Raw genomic sequence first — 21,502 nt, forward strand, 5'->3', positions numbered from 1 at the left:
TCTTTTTACTTTTTTCCCTTTGATTCTTCTTTGGCTTTGGTCCCTTTACTCCTTCCGCTTGTTCCAGCGGCAGTCGTTTTACGCGGCTTGGCCTCCTTCGGGCTAGCCGAGCTTTCGCGCTCTTCTTTCGAGGAGGCTTTTACTGATTTTTTCTTACCGCCTGCATTTGCGGGCGGCTCGTCCGCCGGTTCATTTTTAGCGCCCTTATTTAACTGCTTCTCCGCTAATTGTGTTAACTTCACATCCGTTTCTTTTTCCTCTTTTAAAGACTGCTTAAGTAATTCCACAATGGGTTTGTAGCCCAACAGTGAAGCGAGGTTTACAAGGCTACCATAGCAGGCAATTTCATAATGCTCTACCTTCTGAGCGGCGATAACCAGGGCAACATCCCGTTGGAAAGACCCCTCATCTGTTTCGTCAATTACGTGCCAGCCCTCGTCAAACAGACCTTGCATACCGATGCTATTTGTCTCGGTAACAGGCAAACCTAGTTGGTCAAAGATTTGCTCGATCCGCTGCAATTGCTCACGGGTCTCTTCCATGTGCGCCTCAAAAGCATTTTTCAAATCATCGGTCGTCGCCGTGCTTTTCATCGTTTCTAACACATTCACTAAATGTTTTTCCGACCAGTACATTTCGCTGATCATTGTTTGGAAAAAAGTGTCCAGTTTGGAATTTTCGTTGTTCGATACTTGATTGTTATCCATATTCGCTAATGTAAATCGTTCTTTCTGATAAGTTTCTTTTACGTCTTCATGCAATATCCTTTCCATTTTGTTTAAAAAAGCAGATTCCGGGAAAAAGAGCGGTTAGGGTTTTAAAAAGCGGTCTCTATCTAAGCATAAAACGGGAATTCTACGTTTATCTTTTTTGGCCTTGTTTTGATAGTGTACTAAAATCTATAACACGCTGTCTAACTTCGTAGATAAAAACGAACAGACGACATAATTTAGGAGCAGCAGCCGCCTTTTTGTTAGACCGTGAAACCAACAGTAAAACGCACGGAGTCTCTTCTTTCTGTAGCACTCTGATAGCCTTTACGTGAGAGCGTTCCGTACAAAAAAGGACGCTTAACCTAATGGCACTTTAATTGAAAATAACTCCGCTGTTGACAGCCGATAGATATAGACTGCCCAACATCGATTTGGATGGCTGCGAAATAACGGCCATGATCACATAGGGACGAAGAGAAACAATTAATCCAGCACCATGAAAATAAACACGATTACTATTATTCCGCTCCTGCTTTTAACGGCCTGTGGCGGAAACAACACCAAGTCGTACATTAATGAGCCGGGGCAGGACAAAACTGCAAAGGACAAAATATTAAATACAGGTGCAGATTTACTTCAGGATAAAAGCCCATTAGCTGCCTTCAACGTTTATTTGGACGGATTTCACTTTTATAATGGAAACATGCAGGCGCAAATGGAAGCGCACCACTATGTGAGTCAGCTAAACGAAGATATCTATCAGGCGATCATTTTCGATGGAAACGCTAAAGATTCAAAAATTATGGGGGTGGAGTATATCATTACCCCTCGGCTTTTTAAGACCTTATCCCAAGAAGAAAAGAAATTATGGCATTCACACCATTACGAAGTTAAATCAGGCAGCTTAATTGCCCCTGGACTGCCAGCGGTGGCCGAAAAGGAACTAATGGAGAAGTTGGTTTCGACTTATGGTAAAACAATACATACTTGGCATACCGATCAACAAAGGGAGTTACCGCTTGGCGCCCCCATGCTAATGATGGGGTTCACAAAAGATGGGCAATTGAAAGACAGCCTTTTGAAAGATCGGGACGAACGTCTCAAGATATCGTCTGAAAAACGGAAACAGCAGCGGAACGATATTCCAATGCCTAAAGTGGATCCAATGGCTAATTCCTGGGAAAAGGGTCAAGTACGCCAGTTTACGGTATCCGACAATGTCGACAGTGCGAAACATAAACATCAAGGCCCGCTGCCCATCGACCAATAGCCTTTTTTCATTGTTCAGGCGGGTAAAACAAAACCAAGGAAACGATGGTTAATCAGTTATAATGGCGTAATTATGATAGAAACAGATTCAGTAGCAATTGAACAGTGTGCCAAATTGCTGAAAGACCACCAGTTGACCATAGCTTTTGCTGAAAGTGCTACGGGTGGCAGTTTAACATCCACGTATGCTAAACTTCCGAATGCAGGAATTTTTCTTAGAGGTGGCATCATATGTTATGACGCCAAACTGAAAGAAGCTCTTTTAGGCGTTCCAAAAAGTTTGGTGGATCAATACTCAGCCGAATCAACGGAGGTGACGCAGGAAATGGCGGTTCGCTTAAAAGGCTTAATCAATGCGGATGTGCACGTCGCTGTTACCGGATTACCGAGTGCAGGCGGTAGTGAAAGTCCGGAGAAGCCCGTCGGTACGATGTTTTATAGCATCGCTTTCCAAGACAAAGTCACCAACTGCAAAGAGCTGTTCACTGGAACATCCGACGCCATCATTAGCCAAACTATTGAGCAAATAGGACGGACAATAACTAAAGCGCTCATCAATCGTAATAATTTACAGAACACGACAGGTAAATTGGCCGTTGGGGATTAACCTTTATACCTTCCTACAAAAAACGATGGTAGGCGCTTAGTAATAAACAGAGGAACCTCGGAGCCGCTTAAATAGTTTATACATCGACTTTAATCGTGTGCTGAATTATCTGAAAAAAATAGCATCTAATGCCAGACAAAAAATCCGATCCTTCCGAAAAGGCCGAATTAAGACAATTTTCAAAGAAGCTATGGATAACAGTAGGAACAATCGCACTACTGGTTATTGTTATTTTTATTTTGAAAGCAGCTTTTAATGTCCTGTTAATGGTGTTTGCTGGATCTCTCATCGCCGTCTATTTTCATGGGCTCGCCAATTTGTTAAAGCGAAACACGCGCCTGCCACGAGGCTGGTGCCTATTGATAGGTATCCTGTTAACGGTCACTTTATTGGGCTTATTATTTTGGTTTTTGGGAGCGAAAATTTCACTGCAAGTCGGCGAAATGACACAGGATCTACCAAAAATTTGGCAAAACGTTAAAGGTCACTTAAATAACTCCGATATTGGACGTAAGCTGCTTTATTACCTATCAGATGGAAATGGCGAAAAAATGATCGGTTCGTTTCAAGAAGTTTTTCGAACCAGTTTTGGGGTAGTCGGCGACATATACATCATTTTATTTATTGGTGTTTTCTTTACCGTGAATCCGCGCCTCTATCGCGACGGAATAATTAAGCTCGTGCCTGCTGAAGGTAAAAAGCAAGCGAGGGATGTGATCAGGCGATTGGATTTTACCCTAAAAGGTTGGTTAAAAGGTATGCTGATCGCCATGCTTTTTATCGCTTCGCTATCTTTTATAGGACTGTCTATCATAGGCGTCCCGATGAGCCTTGCCTTAGCTTTCTTAGCCGGCCTGTTAAACTTCATTCCCAACTTCGGTCCCCTCATCGCTATGATACCAGCGGTACTAATCGGATTTACCGTCAGTACAAATACTGCGCTATTTATCGCTTTGCTTTACATCGTAATCCAAACGGTAGAAAGTAACGTAATTACACCGATGATCCAGAATGTGATGATCAAAATCCCACCCGCGCTTATCATCATTAGTCAGGTGTTATTCGGAACCTTAACTGGTGGCCTCGGTATCATCTTAGCGACGCCTTTACTGGTTGTGATCATCGTGTTGGTTGATGAATTGTATGTTAAAAGGCAACACAACTCTAAGGAACCAATAGATTAATTTACCCGTGGTTGAATCCTCTTCTTATTTTAAAAACATGCAGAATGGCAGGAAATAAGGCTTGCATACTTTCTTCCACTCCTTTGGTAGATCCCGGTAATGTAATGATCAGCGTATCTCCCATAAATCCGGCGACTCCTCTGGATAACATGGACAAGGGCGTGCGCTGCTGTCCATACGACCGCGCAGCTTCCATCACGCCGGGTATTTCCTGATCTAATAAAGGCGTTAAAGCATCGGGCGTTACATCGCGCGGGGAGAGCCCTGTCCCCCCGGTGTATAGCACCAACTGATAGGCATTTTCTTTGAAATAGAGCGCCTTCTCCCGAATTGTTTCCTTTTCGTCAGGTATTAAAACATACTCGTTAACCTGAATATTGAGCTTCTTAAGCCTTTCTATTATGATCTTTCCGGAACGATCTTCTTTGAGGCCTTGCGCAATACTATCTGAACAAACGACCACCGCACATTTGAACGGTTCGACAACCTTTTCGCGTAAATCGGTTTTACCTCCTTTCTTGCTGGCCAATTTCACGCCTGTTATTTCGATTGCTTTGTCAATAGGCTTTAACATATCATACATGGTAAGTGCTACGTTCATAGCCCCGTGCATTGCTTCTACTTCTACGCCGGTTTTATAGATAGTATGCACTTCTACGTAAATGGTAATAGACAAAGCGGCTACCTCAAACGTTATATTGGCATACTCTATGGGGATAGGGTGGCAATCTGGCACTAGATCTGATGTCTTTTTTATAGCTAACAAACCAGACGCGCGCGAAAATTCGAATACATCGCCTTTAGGGACTTCTTTATTCTGTATGGCCTCAATGGTCTTCACAGACGAAACCTTCAATGTCGCAATTGCCACTGCCTGCCGCAATGTGTTAAATTTATGAGTAATATCAACCATATTATTTTTTTATCACCGTTTAATGCCAGCTTCCAACGAAGCAATTCCTCCTTTTAAGCTGAAAACCGCCTTGCTTTGCGGCGATATCAGCTCCCGATATCGCTGGGCTGCCAACAAGCTTCGTTTCCCACTTTGACAGACAAACACCACTGTATCTTTTTTGATCACAGAAATCTCCTTGTGAAGTGAAGACAAGGGAATTCGTATATGAGTGTAATGGCTTATTTTGGGCAATTCAAAATCCTCCCGCACATCTACCACATCAACTTCCCGATTACTATACAAAGAATTCAGCTCGTCGGCACTAATTTCGTCCTGACGAGGAGCTTCTATACCGCACAACGAAGGGTAGTCGACCTGCTCAAAATCAGCTTTACTTAAGGGACGCACTTGGGCACTCCGTTCAGTGGGACTTATTTCGATGGTATATATATAACTACTTAATATATTATAAACCAATAATTTACCAATAAGAACCTCACCAATTCCTGTAATTAATTTAATGCACTCATTTGCCAACAGATTGCCAATGAAACCCGGTAGGACATTTAATACTCCGGCTTCACTACAGTTCAACACCTCCCCGTCTTTTGGCGGATAAGGAAAAATATCGCGATAATTGATACCGCTTGTAAAAACGGACACTTGTCCTTCGTACCTCGAAATAGCTCCATAGACGAGTGGTTTATTCAGAATAGCACAGGCATCGTTTATTAGATAGCGACTTTGGAAATTGTCGGTCCCATCGATTATTATATCATAAGCAGCAATTATTTCGAACGCATTAAAAGAGGTTACACGGGCAGCAAAAACTTCTATTTCAATGTCATCATTCATTCTTTGAAGTACTTCTTTTGCACACGTCACCTTCTTCTTTCCGATATCTTGCGTGCCATATAAGACTTGCCGATGAAGGTTACTCATTTCAACCAGACCATCGTCTACAATGCCGATCTTACCTACTCCGGCTGCGGCGAGGTAAAGTAAAGCCGGACAACCCAGTCCCCCGGCGCCCACAACAAGTACCGACGCTTGTGATAGCTTCAGCTGTCCTGCCACCCCAAATTCCTTTAGTTGAATCTGCCGCTGATAGCGTTCCGTTAAACCTTTGTGTTCCATTTTCAAGTTCATTTGTTCACTTAATTTTAACCTCCGGAAAAAGGAGGTAACAAAGCGATTTCCATACCTGCAGCGATCTTTGTCTTGGTCCGGACGATTTTTCTATCGACCGTGATCACGTATTTGGCCTGCGCCAATGACGGATATTGGGTTCGGAGAACATTCTCCAAGCTGTCTGTATCTCCTACCGTGCCGAGTTCCAATTGCGTACAACCTGTGATATCGGTCAGTTGACCAAAAAATAATACCCGAAGCATGTTATAATAAATTAGGTAAAAACAATTTAAAAGAAGCAACCATCAACACCAATGCCAGCAATAATTTGATGGCCGATTGTGGAAAGCGCAGGGCACCGCAGTACGAGCCCAATAGCCCGCCCGCGAAGGCAATGGCTACATAACTGACCATATCAGGACTAAACGTTATGCCTTTTGTTATTTGACCTAATAGGCCGGAAAGCGAGTTTACGAAGATGAATAAAGCACTGATAGCAGCCGTTTGCTTTTGATTAGTCCATGCTAATAACAACAAAATAGGTGAAAGTATGACGCCGCCGCCAATTCCTAAAAGCCCCGACAGAAAACCAATTCCACCTCCAAGTAGTATTAACCATCCCATATGCGGCTTTTTCGTCTCGTCCACATCGATGTCACGAAAAAACAAAAAGCGAACGATTGGAATCAGTAGGAACACGCCCAAAAGCTTTTTATAAAGATCAGCATGAACTACCATACTGCCGCCTAAAAAGGCCATCGGTACTGAAGCGAGCGCCAATGGCCAAAACAGTCTCCCATTAAAATATTTTCCTTTGTAGTAATAGGTAAAAGAGGTAAGCGCTACGAAGAGATTGAGCATCAGCGCTGTAGGCTTCATTACAGCGGGTGTTATTCCAAATAAAGCCATCAAAGCAAGATAGCCGCTAGCCCCACCATGCCCGACCGAGGAATATAAAAAAGCGACGGCAAATAACAATACGTAAAACAGCAATAGATTATCCATATGTTGGCAATAAGTGTATTTCAACTAATTCGTTTTCCGAATAGGTTTTCACTTCCTCGCTGAGCACAACAAGACAGTTGGCCATAGCAAAAGAACGCAGTCTATAAGACTCCTGTGCAGAAAGTATTTCTACTTTCCCTTGACGATAAAAACCTTTCAGAAAATGAGTTAACTGATTATTTTTTATATAAGAAGTAAGTAAGGGCACCTCTATTTTTTTTAATTGAATATTTTTTCCGGCCAACCTACACAAAACCGACCATACATATTCGTAAAAACAGGTCAGCACAGAGGAAGGGTTGCCCGGCAATCCAAAGACAACTTGTTCGCCTTTTCTACCAAAAAACAAAGGTTTTCCGGGGCGCTGTTTGATCTTATGAAAAAACTTATCAACGCCACAAGCCTCTGCCGCACGTAGCACAAAATCGTAATCGCCCACGCTTACACCACCGGTTAGCAGAACGACGTCGGCAGCATCCAAGGCCTTTTCCATGGCATGGATGGTATCGTTTAGCTCGTCCTTTGCGAAAAACACCTCAACCCCCTCTATACCCATTTGCCGAAGGGCCGCCATCAGCATACGGGATGATGCCTCATAAACCTGGCCATGCAACAGCGGCGTCCCCGGCTGCTGAAGTTCATCGCCCGTAATAACGAGGGCTACAGTAGGCGCGGCATAGACCGCTATTTCGTTGAGGCCAATTCCCGACAAAAAGCCAATGGTAGCCGGGTTTAAGACCGTGCCAGCAGCCAAAGCAAGTTCTCCACTTTTAATTTCGGAACCTTTTTTTCTCACATAATTACCTAACGCAACATTCGGATCGTTCACCTCCGCCCGATTGTCTTTCACTGTTACCAGCTCTTGCATAACAACCGTGTCGGCACCCAGCGGAAGCGCGGCACCTGTAAATATACGCGCTGTAGTCCCTTTCTGAAGAGACAACGACCCTTGCTTTCCTGCTGGGATTTCCCCGCTGATAGGGAGTGACCGATCTTTTCCCCAATCGCTGAAAGCAAAGGCATAACCGTCCATGGACGACTGATCAAATGCCGGAATATCCATAGGCGCATATAAATCCGTCGCCAATACTTTTCCGTCTGCGTCCTCTACGGCAGTCTTCAATCGCCTTTTTACAAATACTTGTCTGTTGATAATACCTTTCGCTTCTTCTACGCTAATTAACCGATCCATATTCTATATCATCTGTAAATTGCCTAACCTCCAATACTGATCATGCTTCTGTTTTCGAGGGTTTCCTGCTTGAGCTCATTAAAATTTGAATGAAATTGGCCGCCTAACTTCGCTGCTTTTGTTAAAATATTTTGTTGAATCAAGGGTTCAACGGGCAACCCTTTTCGCAGCGCTCCCAGCAAATCACTTTCGTCTTTGGAAAACAAGCAATTCTTCATCTTCCCGTCTGCGGTTAATCGCAAGCGGTTACAGCCATCACAAAAAGGCGCGCTCATGGTACTGATAATAGAAAAACTTCCCTTGTGACCAGCAATCTGATAATGTTTTGCCGTATCGTGCAACGATCCGGCCACGGCCTGTACCTCATATCTCCCAGATATCGTGCTTAATATCTCTTCCAAACTAAACACTTGGTTACTCGTCCACTTATTACCTTCAAAAGGCATGAACTCGATAAAGCGGACCTCCAGGTCTTCGTTTTTTGTCCATTCCACAAAATCTAATAGCTCGTCTTCGTTGAAGTCTCGCATTACTACCATATTGATCTTGATGCGAAAACCTTGCTTTAAAGAAGAGCGAATATTCTGTATCGTTACATCGAACTTGTCCCTACGGGTTAGCCGTATGAATTTTTCGCGCGATAAGGTATCCAGGCTAATATTCAGCGTATCAATACGAGCTTCCTTCAAAACGTCAAAGTAACGATCTAATAAAATAGCATTCGTGGTAATATGTAGGCTCACAGGAAGCTTCGCTAAGCGCAAAATGATTTCCCCGAAGTCGCTTCTAACCATGGGTTCTCCACCGGTAAGTCTTATTTTGTTTACGCCCAGGTCTACAAAACTTCGAGCAATGCTTTCCACTTCCCCTGCTTGCATCAGGTGCTTCATGGGTGCAAAATCGTAACTCTCTTCGGGCATACAATAAAAGCAACGAAGGTTACACCGATCGGTTAACGATATCCGTAAATAATCGTGCACTCTATTATACGTATCAACTATCATGATCTCGCTGTTTTATCGTCTTCAACAGATGTCGAAGCAATTAACGTTAAATAAGCGGCTTCATCGTCGATATCTATCCCACCGGATGGCAGTGGAAGCGCCACCGCTTCGGCTCGATATCGCTGAATGATATTTTTCGCTCCGCTGTCTCCTTTTAAGGCGATTAGCTCATCAAAAAGAGCCCTATTAAATAAAGCCGGCACTCCCATCTGATTATTATATAAACTGGCCGCGACCCTTACTTTTGATTTTTGACCTTCTGCTATCAACTTAAGCAGATGGGCTGCGTCCACATGGGGCTGATCGCAAACCATAATGACTATATTTTCGATCTCAGGCGCGTTGTGCAACAGATAGTTGAGTCCACACCTTATAGAAGAAGCAATCCCCTCCTGAAACGCTGCGTTAAAGACCACAGTAACATCCTTATCCGCTATTTCCTGCACCACAAGCTCCGCTGCGGCGCCCACAACAATGACAACCACCGACGGCTTTGCGGCTTTAGCAGCAGCTATACTCCGACGAATCAGCGTAGTCCCTTGATAATGGAGGAGTTGCTTCGGACGCCCCAAGCGCCGAGAGGAGCCGGCAGCGAGTATAATAATTCCAGTATCGGTAACCATTTCTTTTTACCTTTATTGTTCAAGAAACGCCTTGGTAGCCGCGTTAATAATCCGTTCATTTCTGTCATGAATTTTTCCCGAATAACTACGTAAAGACGCTCCCTGTCTCCGCGCGAAAACGGTTTTTATTTCAGCGATTACAGACAAGGCTATTTCTTCGGATGTCTCTGCACCGATATCCAAGCCAACAGGACTGTAGAGACGATCCAGAGCATGCTCATCCCAAAAACAGTCCACTTCCTGTAGTGCTGTCAACATGCTTTCCTTTTTCTTTTTGGGCCCTAACATCCCAATATACGGAAGCTGATCTTTCTTTAATAAAATTCCCAATAAATCCTTGTCATAATTATAATTATGCGTTATTAACACAACTGCAGTCCGATCGTCTAGCGTCAGGTTATCTAGCGCCTGTCCCGCATCCGACACAACGATGCGGCAGCTTGGGAAGCGAGACTCATTTGCGTGACTCGGTCGCCCGTCAATTAAGGTCACTTCCCAGCCTAAAATATCAGCCATCGTTACCAAGGGAAAAATATCGTTGCCTGCTCCCGCGATGACGAGTGAAATCGCTGGTTGCAGATATTCGTAAATGGCCGTAAGTGAGGTGTTGGGCGCGGTGCTGTCAGCGGTACCGTAATTTACAAAACGCGTACTTCCGTATTCAAAACTCCGCTCGAAATCGTGCTGCAAAACTTCCATCGAAACGGGCAATTTTCCTGATTCGAAACGTGTCTTGTCTGGTCTAATCAGTAAATGCGTCCCCTGTAAAGGATTCCATTTATCATGCAAAGAAAAAAATGTTGCTATAAGGCACGCCTTTCTTATTCGGGTAGCTTCTTTCAAAAGCTCAATGGCATTGTCGGAGTCTGCTGGATCGATCGGCTCTATCAATACCCGGATAATTCCATTGCAGCCAAGGCCGATTCCGAATATTGCATCCCCCTCATCGCTTGTGTCATATGTTGCCAGTAAAGGCCTTTTTTCCACGATAGCCATCAAAGCCTTACGTAGCGCATCGCCTTCCAGACAGCCCCCACTAATCGCACCGGTTAGCGTGCCGTCTTCGTTTACCAACATCCTCGCTCCGGGTCCCCGATAAGAGGCCCCTTCGACATGCACAACGGTTGCTAAAGCTGTCTGCTGTCCGTTTACACATGCAGTATCGTAAGCTTTTATAATTTGTTTTATTTCCTTCATCCGTACTTAATCATAGCTATGCCTATTCTATTATGGCTCGGCTCAACGCATTAATGGCGTAGGTTACGTCGTCCGCTCTTGTAAATCTTCCTAAACTTATTCGAATAACCTGACTGGCCTCAGTCTTAGTCATTCCCATCGCCGTTAGGACATGTGAAGCTTGCTGCGTTAAACCAGCACAAGCACTGCCTCTACTCATCGCCAAATGCTTGGAAAGCTTCAATAATAAATTTTCGGCATCTATCCCATGCAGGCGAACGCTGCTAATATGTGGAAGCCGATTCGCGCCGCCATTGATTGTCATTCCGCTCACTTCTTTTAACAAACCATCTTCCAGACGGTTTCGAAGCGTCTGCAATCGTTTATGTTCGTTAGGCATTTCCTGTAAACAAAGTGCGGCTGCTTTTCCGAAGCCCACAATACCAGGGGTATTTAAGGTTCCGCTCCGGACGCCTCGCTCATGATGCCCGCCGTGCTGTTGCTTAAAGACCGGCAGCTTAGCGTGTTTATTGTTGAGAAACAGGGCACCAACGCCTTTAGGACCATATATTTTATGCGCAGAAAAACACAACAAATCAACTCCGTCGGCATATACATCGATCGGAATTTTTCCCACCGCTTGTGTGGCATCGCACATAAAATATACGCCGTGCTTTTTTGCCAGGGTTCCTATCTCTTTTATCGGGTTGACAACGCCTGTTTCATTATTGGCATACATGATGGCAATACAAAGTGTTTCAGGCCGAATGGCCCGCTCTAAAGCTTCAAGAGATAGATTTCCTTCCTTATCCACCTCTAAGTAAGTTACTAGATATCCGCGCTGTTCTAAATACCGGCAGGTATCCAATACTGCTTGGTGTTCCACTTGGGTGGTAATAATATGCTTGGTCTGGGAAACATTGGCTTCCGCCAATCCCTTTAAGGCCAAATTGATCGCTTCGGTAGCACCGGATGTAAAAATCACTTGCTTTGGCCCAGCTCCGATCAATGCTGCAATTTCTTCTCTCGCCGATTCTGTCGCTTCCTTTGCTACCCAACCGTAATGATGGTCTTTGCTGGTCGCATTACCGAAATGGGTACTAAAATAAGGCAACATCGCTTCTACCACTCGCGGATCACAGGGTGTGGTAGCGCAATAATCCAGATATATGGGCGATTTCATCATGCAAAAAGTCCACTTTTTATAAAGGGTTGACTGGTGAGCCGGATCCCAGTAGCCGCATACACCGCGTTGGCCAGCGCAGGAGCCGCTGGTGGTAAACCGGGCTCGCCTAACCCCGTAGGCTTCTCCCCGTTTTGGATAAAGTGGATCTCGACCTCAGGCGCTTCTGACATACGAATCATCCGATAGTTGTTAAAATTGGTTTGATCGGCTTTTCCCTTGGTAAGCGTCAGCTCAGCATACATCGCATGTCCGATACCATCGATTATGCCTCCCTCCAACTGCGTTTCAGCGCCACTGAGGTTGACGACCGTTCCGCAATCGGCAACGCAATAAATCTTTTTAAGTTTCAATTTCCCATCTTCTTGTTTCACTAATTCAGCCACTTCAGCCACATAAGTTTCGAAGGAAAAATGAGCGGCAAAACCTTGGAAGACGCTGTCGCCCTTTGACTTGCCCCAGCCTGAGACCTCCGCAGCTTTTTTGATAACGATCGCGAAGCGGTCGGGATTATAGCTCACTTTGCCCACGGGATTGGCTTTTGCTTGTTCAAGCAGCTCCAAACGAAAAGCTACAGGGTCTTGCTTTGTTTTATGTGCGATTTCATCGATAAAAGATTGTTCACTAAAGGCTATAAAATTATGTGTAGGCGCCCTCCAAGGTGCTGTCGGTATAGGCGTTTCGTAAACCTCTGTATCCACTTGGAAATGAGGCACAGCACCCGCCGGGAAACTATCTGCACTAGCGGCAGCAGCCCCCACGCCTACCGAACGGTGATGCCAGGCTACTAATTTCCGCTGCCCGTCTACTCCCGCCCGATAACGGTAGCTGTACATTGGACGATAAAAACCGCCCGTTATATCGCTTTCTCTAGACCAGATGACATTGACCGGTATACCGCCTGCTAACTTTGATACTAAAGCCGCCTCTTCTACAAAGTCGGACATTAATCTTCTTCCAAAGCCACCTCCCATGCGCGTCATCATAATGGAAATCTTCTCTTCCGGCAGTCCGAGTAAAGCAGCTATGCGTGTCCGAGTACGTTCGGGGGTCTGTATTGGGCCATGCAGCTCGGCGCGATCCTGCTGAACATGCGCAAAGAAATTCATGGGCTCCATTGTATTATGCGCCAGAAAGGGCGCATCGAAGCTTAATTCAACAAGTTGAGAGGCCCCGGAAAGTGCCTGCTTTACATTCCCGTCTTTACGCTTAGCATCGGCTGTCGGGCTTTTTGACAAGGCCAACTTCAGTTTTTCCTGGTAACCAGTTGTATCTTCCAAAACACCTTCATCCTTCCATTCCGCTTTCACCTTTTTTGCCGCCTGAAATACTTCCCAGGTCGAACGACCGATGATAGCTATTTTATTGTCAAATTGAATGACCTGCGTGATTCCATCCGCATTTTTTGTGTCGCGGTCATCCATCGACTGCAGCACCTGCCCAAAGGCCGGAGCCCTGATGATGGTAGCATAGTGCATACCTTCCCTTTTAGTATCGATACCGTATTTATGTTGACCGGTCACGATGGCCTGGTTGTCGATATTGGCAACGCGCTTTCCGATCAATTTGAAAGATTCCGGCGATTTTACAGTAACATCGGTGGGAACTTCCAGACTTGCTGCCGACACTACCAGCTCGCCGTAAGGGATATGTTTACCGTTCTGTGTGTTTATTACAGCACCCTTCTCGGTGCCGCAAACCTCCTCGGAAACGGCCCACTTCGCCGCAGCCGCACGAATCAACATCGCTCTAGCAGTGGCACCCGCTAAGCGGAAAGAATCCCAGCTTTCCCGTATAGATCCGCTACCGCCAGCTATCTGACGGGTATACTGTTGGGTATCCAAACCCGCCTGTTCCACCTTGACGTCCGTCCAATCTACGTCCAATTCTTCCGCCACCAACATAGGTAAGGACGTTTTCACTCCTTGACCGATTTCGGGGTTCGGATTCATGATAATCACTTGGCCATCGGTATCTATTTTGATGAAAGCGTTCAAGTTAATTACCTTGCCTTCGTCCGCTTGCGTAGAACAAGACAAAAGGGCGTTAAACCCTAACACCAGTCCCCCTCCGGCTAAAGCAGTCACACGAATAAAATCCCTCCTATTTAACGTTTTTACCGATTTCTTCATGATTGTAGGTATTCTTGAATAAAGACAAATTTCGTAGAATGGATTTCTAAACCCTGGTTGATGCTTGTTTTATAGCCTTCTTTATCCGGTTATACGTTCCGCAACGGCATATATTGGTCATTGTCCGTTCAATTTCTTCGTCCGACGGATCAGGATGTTCTCTCAGTAAAGCTACGGCGGCCATAATCTGACCACTTTGGCAGTAGCCGCACTGTGGCACATCGATCTCCTTCCAAGCTTCCTGAACGGGATGGTCACCTTCTTTAGACAGACCTTCTATCGTTGTTATCTTTTCTTCGCCTACGCTTTGTACAGGAAACATGCACGAACGGACCGCCGTGTTCCCTACATGTACCGTACATGCGCCACATTGCGCAATGCCGCAGCCATACTTTGTGCCTGTTAATCCCACCACGTCCCGTATCACCCAAAGTAAGGGCATTTGCGGATCAACGTTCACCTCATGTTTTTCATCATTTACTTCAATACTAAATGTAGCCATAATTGTGTGTTTTAGTGAACCGAAGCAATCAGTCTATCTGCACATGTCAGTAGAAAGCCTTTGGTTGCAGGATCAATGTGAAGAACGCTCTACCAAAAATATTTTTTTTTGGCCTAAAATCCTATTAGCGGTCAATAATGTTACATAACAGCGACTCTGAGGCCCTGTCAATAAAGTCGAAAATATATACTTTAGGAGGAAAGATGAGATAAAGGTGTAAAGTGGGCGGTACAGTCCTAACCGAAGCAAAAAGACGAAATCTGTAGATCGTCATCGCCGGCAAGAACCTAGTGAAGCGCCTGCCTTTGGCAGACACTTCGCTCAAGCTCAAGGCTTATTTACCTTCGTTTTTCTTAGCCGTCACTTCGTTACGAATATCTTGTGCTAAGTTTTTTGTTTCTTGTAAAGCGCCTCGTAGTCTAGTGCCTGCGGCCTTGTTCCCTTTTTCGTAGAACGCTAGGGCGTCTTGCTCAGCTGCAGCAATCAGCTCTTTTAATTCATTAAATTTTTGCATTTTTCTTTTCAGTTAAACCAGAGAAACAACCATTGTTCCTACAAGGCTGCGAAAGTAGGCAAAAAAAGCAGATTCTCTAAATCTTATGCAAAAGAAACTTAACCAAACGGGGAAGCAATTAACTCTTTATTAAGATCGGCAGTGACTGGCGTTATCGGATGTCGTAAGCCGTTAATAAGAATTTTACTGATTTCTTTTTGTTTCTCTACAATTTCTTCTGAGCTATAGCAGTCACTTAGCGTGATCCGACAAATTCTGGCATTTGCACCGAGGTTCAATCCGTATAGCAGTTCAGCATACAAGGCGGCAACACGCTGTAGGGGAAATTCCTTCAACTCACCACTTTTAAGTCCCCTGCGCAAGATGAGCGTCAATTGCTTCACGTCAGCCGATTTGATAACCGCCAAAACCGATTCTGGCAAGCCGGAGTAAACACCGTCATAGCCATAAACCAACTGTGTTTGATGATATTTTCCCCGTGTTCTTTCCCGTATCTCCAATAGCTTATAAATGGACGGCAGAACACGCATTCCCTTCGGGATTAGTCGACTAATCAAGTCGCGCTCCGTTTGTAAGGTATGCTTTACTATTTCGGTAATAAGTTCTATCTTGTTTGAAAAATAAAGCATCATGGTGGCACTTGAAATGCCGACACTCTGTATAATCTCGGCCATTGTAGTCTTTTCTACTCCATAGTGGTTAAAACGTTCAATGGCGGTTTCGATAATCCTTTCGCGAATGTCCTTATTATAAGTCATATCCTAACTTTTTTAATCTTGCTTACCAATCGCCCGTTGACGACACAAACGCATTATTTACTTTATCGCTTTGCTAAATGTACTCCCAGTCCAACTCAAATCCTTATGCCCCCCTACACGGTGATAAAATAACCAGTCAACGCAGCTAAAAAACTTTCGCAAGTTAACTATTTGACTTTTCAAATAAAGTAGTCAAATAAAAAATTACATTTCTATTAATATACGTTGACCGTCAACCGTTCCGGGTGTTCGGCCCCAAAGTTTGGCCTAAGTCACCTTAGTGTCAGACCTAGGCAGCAAAAAAGGTTTTCTTACTTATATAAAGAGCAGTTGAGTAATATTGCAGATGCCAATAAATAACGTAGTGTTATGGAAGCAATCACCCACTATTATAAAGCGGCTTTCGATACCGGAAACATGCTATTTCTATTGAATTTAATAATTTTAGTACTTGGTATCTTTTTCCTGAGTATCAAAAAAACACCCTTTTCTTTTGGGTTTATACTCGTAATCGTTTTTTGTTCTCTCTCGTTTATGGTGATAGCGATGCGATTTTATCAAGATGCACTGAAGGGCATCGATAAGGACCAAAAGGATGTTGCGCTTTACGAAACGGAAATAAAAAAGTCATACCAATTCAGAAAAGAGAGTCGTACGAGAGTTGCCGTCGAAATGAGTGTCGTACTTGTTGCCTTATTCCTTTTGTTAAGAGCAAAACCCGAGTCGAAAAAACAAGGTGTTTCCATCGCGCTGATTATCTGTGGAACACTGATGTTTATTTTCGACATCTATATATCTTCCCATTTAAGTGATCATATCGCCGACCTGAAAATACGCAAACATAATGCGGAGATGAAAGAAAACCTTAATACATCGCTGATCCAAAGGCAAATTCAACCTTATGGACGTGGCGCTTCCGATAGCCATACACTTCGTATAAACGACGCTTTACTGTCGGCCTGATCGTCGATAACTAGGCGGCTTGTTTCATTCGGTTGATAGCGAATACCTGCCAATTCGAAATAATATTCATAGGGAATAGGGGCGGTGCCCTGAACATAGTCGATAAGAAACTGCTTGATCTCCGGATAGCTTAACTTTTCAATTTCGTCAAAGAGCGCTTCGTCATTGAAATAGTGATCTTTGCCGAAACGTATTCCCAGATCATGCGTCAGGTTCTTAAAGCCATAACCGCCATCCGACAAGTGTAAAAGATAGATGTCCAGACAGGCCGCAATTAATGCGCCTTTCTGATAAACATTTCCGTATTGATCGGCATAGGTGCTTGCCGCCTGCTCACTCAATTCCGTAAATGACAGTGTATCGTTGTAATGGGTGCGCGAATCGATAATCTTTTTAGACAGTTTATCTAAAAACTCTTCCGCGGAATTTAGTCCGTATTTAACCTGCACATGATGTGCTGTATATTCAGTGGATCCTTCATACAACCAGAGATGTTTTGAAAGTACCGCTTTATCGTAATTAAATTCTTTTACCTCCTTTGAAGCAATTGTTAAGGGCGTAATGATGTGAAAGAATTCATGAGAGGAAACATCAACGACGAAATTTTTAAGTCGATCGACCGGCAACTCGGGCAAATAATAAAAGGATGACGTGGTGTGTTCTAATGCTCCGGCCAGCCCTGGTTGAAACGAATGTTTTAGGTTGGAGTCTTTGAAGTAGTATAAAAAAGCATAGCGATTAGCCGGTAATTTACCGCCTAAATAGCCTTTTGCCGCGTACAATAAATCGGACAGCCATGAGATGATCTGTTTCGCCTGTACCATTTGATTAGGCGAATACACCGACACCAACACTTCACAATTTCCGACTTTCAGCGAAGCTGTATCCGCTATTCCGTACATAATCGGTGTATCATAAAGTTCGTCTATATGCTTCATGTTGAAGACATCTCTTTCCGCTGTTTCGGAGAGCGGTATACTGCTGGTAGAAGCGTAAAAATTGCTTGGCTTTTCAATCGTCAACTGAACGGGCAATTTTGTCTGATGTTCAATATAGCCGAAAAAACCAGGCGCATTAATCACCACATTCTTTCCTTCCTCTATATTTGTTGCCGCCATCGGATAAATACCATGGGTTTTTTCCGTATCAAAAATATCTTCTACCACGTAGCTTATCGTATGTAGGCGTTTGCCTTTTGATATCTTCCACTGATTATCATTCATACGTTCGACAGGCAACTTCCTCCCTTTCTTATCAAATGCAGCGACCTCCGAAATGAAAGTGCCATAGTCGCTTATTGCATAGGTTCCTGGGATAATCTTAGGAAAAGAGAAAACAACCTCTTTGTTTTGCGACTCAGGGGCAATCAGTGAAACCTTCACTTTATCGTTTTGAATTCGATTAAGATCGATTAAGTACTGATAGTTCTGTGCAAATGAAAAGGCGGTGCAGGAAAAAAGTAAAAAGCAAGTCGACAAAAATGTCTTTAGTATGAAATTTGTTTTGATCATGTGATTGATACATTAAGTGTATTGGAGAAAAATCGTGCGAATATGTTACAAATTATTTTTCGGAACCGCATTTCTATTAAAGGGCTGTTTATGCTTTATCGGCAGACAAATCGATTATTAGTTTGGCTTCTTCCCTCGCCTTTTCTTTTAATATAAAACAAACGATTAAACCGACAATAACCATCGACATACTGAACGGGAAAATATAATTCATTCCGAGTCCTTTGGCCACCAAGCCCACTAACGGGCCCGTTATGCCCAGCGAAATATCAATAAACAGGCCATATGCTCCTAGCGCGGCTCCTTTATTGGAAGCCGAGGCCCTGCTTACAGCCACTACACCCAGCGCCGGGAATACAAGCGAAAACCCGAGTCCGGTGAATGAGGCGCCCAATACTGCCATATGGGGGTCACTCGCTAGCCACAGCAACAATAAACCCAAACTCTCAACAGCCATACAAACAATCGCTACCTGAATTCCACCGAAACGATGTATGCTTCGCGCAAACAATAGTCTACCCAACACAAAGAACAAGCTGAACGCTGTAATGCAGATCGCGGCTTGGTTCCACTTATTAAAGGCATAATATAAGGTAATAAAGGTAGACAGCGTCCCGAATCCGATACCGGCTAAAGCGAGTCCGCTTCCGTAGGGACTCACAGCACTCAAAACTTTTAGAAATGGTTTTCGTGGAGCGTCTTGACCACTTTTGAGCGCGGGCTTTTTTAGCGCCGAAAAAAGACCGATTAGTCCCGCGACAATCGTCAAAACACCTAAGCTCCAATTTCCAAGATCGCCTGCCATCCAAACCCCTAATGGAGCCCCGATGGCCATCGAACTATAGTTCGCAATACCATTATAAGATATCGCGGTGGCCGTATGTTCCTCCCCCATCCGAAGCATCGCCCAGTTTACAGGACTGGCTCCCACCATTCCCTCTCCGCAGCCAGTCGTTAACCGCGATACGACGAGCATGGATAGGCTTAAAATGGGATTATCTGCCAGCGAAAAGGAAGCGATTAGAAGAATTCCTGTTAATAAGAAGCAGCTCATGCTTGCAATCACCGCCGGTTTGGGGCCCTTACTATCTACAACGTGCCCTGCGTAAGCCCGCATGATAAAGGTCATCACGTACTGTATGCTAATGACGGCTCCTGCGATGATGGTATTAAATCCAAGTTGCTGATGAATAAAAATCGGTAGTACGGCTAAGGTCAAGCCAATTGAAAAATATCCATAAAAAGTCAGCAAGACATAATTTGCAATAACGACAGATGGCCTTTGGGATAAACGGGTAAAAGAGGAGTTCTTCATAACAAAAAGTAGTCGATCGCTCAAACTAGTGCAAAAGTAATAGTTTTTTAAATAAGCCCTATTTTCAGTGCAAAACTTGTCGCCATCAAACGCTTATTTTTATCTTCTATCTGTATTTTTATGAAAAAAGTTTATATTGAGTCTGACAATCTATTCAGCATATGAAAAGAAACGAGCACACCAACTTAAAGCAGAAAATCTATACAGTTATTTTTAAAGCAAATACACCTGCAGGCAAATGGTTCGATTTAGCACTACTGGTATTGATTCTACTGAGTGTTTTTTCGGTTTGTCTGGAAAGCGTTTTGACACTTCGCCTTCGCTATCATGACTATATCCTCATTGCCGAATGGACATTTACCGTGTTGTTCACCCTCGAATACGCCCTGCGCGTTTATAGCAGTCCGAAGCCCATCAAGTACATATTCAGCTTCTACGGATTGGTCGATCTGATTTCCTTTATACCCACCTATCTAAGTTTGTTATTAGCAGGTGCGCAATACCTCATCGTTATTAGGTCGATCCGACTTCTGCGGATATTCCGCATATTAAAACTGAGCCGTTTTATGTATGAAGGAAACATTCTTAGAAACGCGCTAAAAGCAAGTATGTATAAGATTGTCGTTTTTCTGACCAGCGTCGTCACATTGGTTACCATTATCGGAGCGCTTATGTATATCGTCGAAGGAGAAAAGACCGGCTTCAGCAGCATCCCTACTTCGATCTACTGGGCAATCGTTACAATTACCACGGTAGGCTATGGCGATATTTCACCACAAACTGCTTTAGGACAAGCTTTGGCGGCCATTCTTATGGTAATCGGTTATGGTATCATCGCCGTTCCCACCGGTATTGTTTCCGTTGAAATGGCGCGCGCTACGGACGCCGCGAGAAAGAAATGTCCGTCTTGTCATTGTTCTGTACTGTCCGATACCGCAAAATATTGCCAAGAATGTGGTTTAAGCCTCCAAACGCCGCACCAAAACACCGAAGAAACAAGCGCAAGGTGAGAGAAAGGCCCTCCTCCCACGGTGGGGAGGAAGGTCGCTGTTAGGTTGGATACCATTATTCTAATGAATTAAAACAAAGGATCATCAACCTCAGCTATTTATCAACAGTTCAAGGAAACAAAAGTTTTAAGGCTGGCTCAAATAATTTAGACAAATCGAAACCTTGCGTTAACTTATGCGTTATTCTTTAAAAAGATTTAGCAAAAGGAGCTGATTATGGATAGTATCAATAAGCAACAGGAAGAAAAGAACAAAAAGGATTTACAAGGGAAAGAAGCCATCGAAAAGGTTAAAGAATTGGTCAATATATCAGAGGCTTGCTTTTTCTGTACAGATCTCAATAAAGTAGGGGTTCCCTTGTCGATCAGACCGATGGCAGTACAAAAGGTCGATGACGACGGCAACCTTTGGTTCTTAAGTGCAAGCGACAGTCATAAAAACGAAGAAATTCAAAGAGACCCCTTTGTTCACTTGCTTTTTCAAGGTTCAAGATATGCCGATTTTCTGAACATCTACGGCTTGGCATCTATTGTTGATGATAAAGAGAAGATTGATGAGCTTTGGAACCCGCTGTTGAAAACGTGGTTTACCGACGGCAAGGAGGATGTACGTATTACGGTCATCAAAGTAGAGCCCACAGAAGCCTATTATTGGGACAACAAGCATGGAAGTGCTATCGCTTTCGTAAAGCAATCAATCGGGTCGATATTGGGAAAAACACTTGACGATTCTGTGGAAGGAAAATTAGAACTGTAAGAAGCTTGTATCACCGAGCTTCAGTTCAAACCAAGTAAAAGATATAGCGTCAAAGGGAT

General features: G+C 44.0%; 22 protein-coding genes. 6 read left to right on the plus strand and 16 right to left on the minus strand.

The features are described 5' to 3' along the window. Nucleotides 1-5: 5 nt before the first annotated feature. Nucleotides 6-773 carry a ferritin-like domain-containing protein gene (locus EPX21_RS14705; protein ID WP_206106085.1) on the minus strand — a complete coding sequence of 256 codons (768 nt, stop codon included), beginning with the start codon at nucleotides 771-773 and terminating at the stop codon, nucleotides 6-8. A gap of 436 nt (nucleotides 774-1,209) precedes the next feature. Here EPX21_RS14705 and EPX21_RS14710 point away from each other — a divergent pair, with 436 nt between their 5' ends. From EPX21_RS14710 to EPX21_RS14720, 3 genes are all read left to right on the plus strand, one after another. Continuing rightward, the gene (locus EPX21_RS14710; RefSeq protein ID WP_134090451.1) at nucleotides 1,210-1,983 is read left to right on the plus strand and encodes an OBAP family protein; all 774 of its coding nucleotides are present in this window, start codon (nucleotides 1,210-1,212) and stop codon (nucleotides 1,981-1,983) included. Between the two features lie 72 nt (nucleotides 1,984-2,055). Then, entirely contained in the window at nucleotides 2,056-2,589 is a 534-nt protein-coding gene (locus tag EPX21_RS14715; protein ID WP_134090452.1) for a CinA family protein, read from the plus strand. A gap of 128 nt (nucleotides 2,590-2,717) precedes the next feature. Next, nucleotides 2,718-3,773 (plus strand): AI-2E family transporter, encoded by a 1,056-nt coding sequence (locus EPX21_RS14720; RefSeq protein WP_134090453.1) that lies wholly within the window; start codon nucleotides 2,718-2,720, stop codon nucleotides 3,771-3,773. Between the two features lies 1 nt (nucleotide 3,774). Here the strand turns inward: EPX21_RS14720 and moaCB are convergent, their stop codons facing one another. From moaCB to EPX21_RS14785, 13 genes are all read right to left on the minus strand, one after another. Beyond that, the gene (gene moaCB, locus EPX21_RS14725; RefSeq protein ID WP_134090454.1) at nucleotides 3,775-4,686 is read right to left on the minus strand and encodes a bifunctional molybdenum cofactor biosynthesis protein MoaC/MoaB; all 912 of its coding nucleotides are present in this window, start codon (nucleotides 4,684-4,686) and stop codon (nucleotides 3,775-3,777) included. 12 nt (nucleotides 4,687-4,698) lie between these two features. Continuing rightward, entirely contained in the window at nucleotides 4,699-5,817 is a 1,119-nt protein-coding gene (locus EPX21_RS14730; RefSeq protein ID WP_240768696.1) for a HesA/MoeB/ThiF family protein, read from the minus strand. Between the two features lie 14 nt (nucleotides 5,818-5,831). Beyond that, nucleotides 5,832-6,062 carry a MoaD/ThiS family protein gene (locus EPX21_RS14735; RefSeq protein ID WP_134090455.1) on the minus strand — a complete coding sequence of 77 codons (231 nt, stop codon included), beginning with the start codon at nucleotides 6,060-6,062 and terminating at the stop codon, nucleotides 5,832-5,834. Between the two features lies 1 nt (nucleotide 6,063). Further along, the gene (locus EPX21_RS14740) at nucleotides 6,064-6,804 is read right to left on the minus strand and encodes a sulfite exporter TauE/SafE family protein (RefSeq protein WP_134090456.1); all 741 of its coding nucleotides are present in this window, start codon (nucleotides 6,802-6,804) and stop codon (nucleotides 6,064-6,066) included. Further along, on the minus strand, nucleotides 6,797-7,996 hold the full coding sequence (gene glp, locus EPX21_RS14745; RefSeq protein WP_134090457.1) for a gephyrin-like molybdotransferase Glp: 1,200 nt from the start codon (nucleotides 7,994-7,996) through the stop codon (nucleotides 6,797-6,799). Before glp ends, EPX21_RS14740 begins: the two co-directional genes overlap by 8 nt. Nucleotides 7,997-8,019: 23 nt before the next feature. Beyond that, nucleotides 8,020-9,000, minus strand: a complete 981-nt coding sequence (gene moaA / locus EPX21_RS14750; protein WP_134090458.1) for a GTP 3',8-cyclase MoaA — start codon at nucleotides 8,998-9,000, stop codon at nucleotides 8,020-8,022. Beyond that, nucleotides 8,997-9,623, minus strand: a complete 627-nt coding sequence (locus EPX21_RS14755) for an NTP transferase domain-containing protein (RefSeq protein WP_134090459.1) — start codon at nucleotides 9,621-9,623, stop codon at nucleotides 8,997-8,999. Before EPX21_RS14755 ends, moaA begins: the two co-directional genes overlap by 4 nt. A 12-nt stretch (nucleotides 9,624-9,635) precedes the next feature. Further along, nucleotides 9,636-10,820 carry an XdhC family protein gene (locus EPX21_RS14760; RefSeq protein WP_134090460.1) on the minus strand — a complete coding sequence of 395 codons (1,185 nt, stop codon included), beginning with the start codon at nucleotides 10,818-10,820 and terminating at the stop codon, nucleotides 9,636-9,638. 22 nt (nucleotides 10,821-10,842) lie between these two features. Beyond that, nucleotides 10,843-11,985 (minus strand): cysteine desulfurase family protein, encoded by a 1,143-nt coding sequence (locus EPX21_RS14765; RefSeq protein ID WP_134090461.1) that lies wholly within the window; start codon nucleotides 11,983-11,985, stop codon nucleotides 10,843-10,845. Continuing rightward, nucleotides 11,982-14,114 (minus strand): xanthine dehydrogenase family protein molybdopterin-binding subunit, encoded by a 2,133-nt coding sequence (locus EPX21_RS14770; RefSeq protein WP_134090462.1) that lies wholly within the window; start codon nucleotides 14,112-14,114, stop codon nucleotides 11,982-11,984. The genes EPX21_RS14765 and EPX21_RS14770 overlap by 4 nt, the downstream gene beginning before the upstream one ends. A gap of 46 nt (nucleotides 14,115-14,160) precedes the next feature. After that, the gene (locus EPX21_RS14775) at nucleotides 14,161-14,616 is read right to left on the minus strand and encodes a (2Fe-2S)-binding protein (RefSeq protein WP_134090463.1); all 456 of its coding nucleotides are present in this window, start codon (nucleotides 14,614-14,616) and stop codon (nucleotides 14,161-14,163) included. A gap of 334 nt (nucleotides 14,617-14,950) precedes the next feature. Continuing rightward, entirely contained in the window at nucleotides 14,951-15,130 is a 180-nt protein-coding gene (locus EPX21_RS14780) for a histone H1 (RefSeq protein WP_134090464.1), read from the minus strand. Nucleotides 15,131-15,228: 98 nt separating this feature from the next. Beyond that, nucleotides 15,229-15,888 (minus strand): TetR/AcrR family transcriptional regulator, encoded by a 660-nt coding sequence (locus EPX21_RS14785; protein ID WP_134090465.1) that lies wholly within the window; start codon nucleotides 15,886-15,888, stop codon nucleotides 15,229-15,231. A 369-nt stretch (nucleotides 15,889-16,257) separates the two neighbouring features. Here EPX21_RS14785 and EPX21_RS14790 point away from each other — a divergent pair, with 369 nt between their 5' ends. Beyond that, entirely contained in the window at nucleotides 16,258-16,851 is a 594-nt protein-coding gene (locus tag EPX21_RS14790; RefSeq protein ID WP_134090466.1) for a hypothetical protein, read from the plus strand. On the opposite strand, the gene EPX21_RS14795 is transcribed toward EPX21_RS14790, so the two are convergent. After that, nucleotides 16,788-18,362: a peptidase M61 gene (locus EPX21_RS14795; RefSeq protein ID WP_134090467.1), complete on the minus strand. Its 1,575-nt coding sequence runs from the start codon at nucleotides 18,360-18,362 to the stop codon at nucleotides 16,788-16,790. The two genes, EPX21_RS14790 and EPX21_RS14795, sit on opposite strands and share 64 nt — an antisense overlap. 88 nt (nucleotides 18,363-18,450) lie before the next feature. Next, complete coding sequence (locus EPX21_RS14800) at nucleotides 18,451-19,677, minus strand: MFS transporter (protein ID WP_134090468.1); 1,227 nt, start codon at nucleotides 19,675-19,677, stop codon at nucleotides 18,451-18,453. A gap of 161 nt (nucleotides 19,678-19,838) precedes the next feature. Between EPX21_RS14800 and EPX21_RS14805 the strand changes: the two genes are divergently transcribed. Both EPX21_RS14805 and EPX21_RS14810 read left to right on the plus strand, forming a co-directional pair. After that, nucleotides 19,839-20,687 carry an ion transporter gene (locus EPX21_RS14805; protein ID WP_134090469.1) on the plus strand — a complete coding sequence of 283 codons (849 nt, stop codon included), beginning with the start codon at nucleotides 19,839-19,841 and terminating at the stop codon, nucleotides 20,685-20,687. A 216-nt stretch (nucleotides 20,688-20,903) separates the two neighbouring features. Further along, nucleotides 20,904-21,443, plus strand: coding sequence for a pyridoxamine 5'-phosphate oxidase family protein (locus tag EPX21_RS14810; RefSeq protein WP_134090470.1), 540 nt, complete (start codon nucleotides 20,904-20,906; stop codon nucleotides 21,441-21,443). Nucleotides 21,444-21,502 lie beyond the last annotated feature (59 nt).

The organism is Olivibacter sp. XZL3 (assembly GCF_004368405.1).
Lineage (GTDB): Bacteria > Bacteroidota > Bacteroidia > Sphingobacteriales > Sphingobacteriaceae > Olivibacter.